1 protein-coding gene is annotated in these 585 nt (G+C 27.7%); it reads left to right on the top strand.

All coding sequences use genetic code 11. The annotated features are described in order from the left end of the window. Positions 1-48: 48 nt before the first annotated feature. On the top strand, positions 49-585 hold a 537-nt coding region (locus tag Q5O29_RS05495; protein WP_302631789.1), incomplete at its 3' end, for a transposase zinc-binding domain-containing protein.

Here is a 585-nt window from a genome sequence, read left to right as displayed (position 1 = left end):
CCTTTAAATATGTTAAATTTATTAATTATAAATTAGAGGTTTTTACATATGAAAAAAGGTAAAATAAAAATAATACTAGAAGATCACTGGCATGGGTTCTTAAAAATATATGAAAATAAAATTAGGTCTAATGTTAAAAAAGAAGTTGAAAAAGTTTTAAAATGTAAAGATACAAAATATGGCTTTATTGAATTGAAATGTGATAAATGCAACACTAAAAAGAAGATTGGCTTTACATGTAAAAGTAGATTTTGTACTTCTTGTGGAAAGATTTATACAGATAATTGGATTGATAATATGTTAGGAAATCTAATAAATGTCAAGCATAGACATATAGTTTTTACTATACCAGAAGAGTTAAGAAAGTTCTTTGGAATAGATAGGCAAAGGCTTAAGATATTACCGAAATGCGCAGCTAGAGCTGTTACGAGTTGGATGCATAGTTTAAATAAAAAAGAAGAATTTACACCGGGAATAGTAACTGTAATACATACATTTGGAAGAGATTTAAAATGGAACCCACATGTACATATGATGGTTACGGAAGGTGGAAAAGGAAACATAACTAAATGGAGACATATACGA

It is taken from the genome of Clostridium sp. CAG:265, assembly GCF_000436575.1.
In the GTDB taxonomy this organism is placed as follows: domain Bacteria; phylum Bacillota; class Clostridia; order Clostridiales; family Clostridiaceae; genus Clostridium; species Clostridium lentum.
Note: the sequence above shows the minus strand (reverse complement) of the source record. Positions and strands in the feature narration are given on the sequence as shown.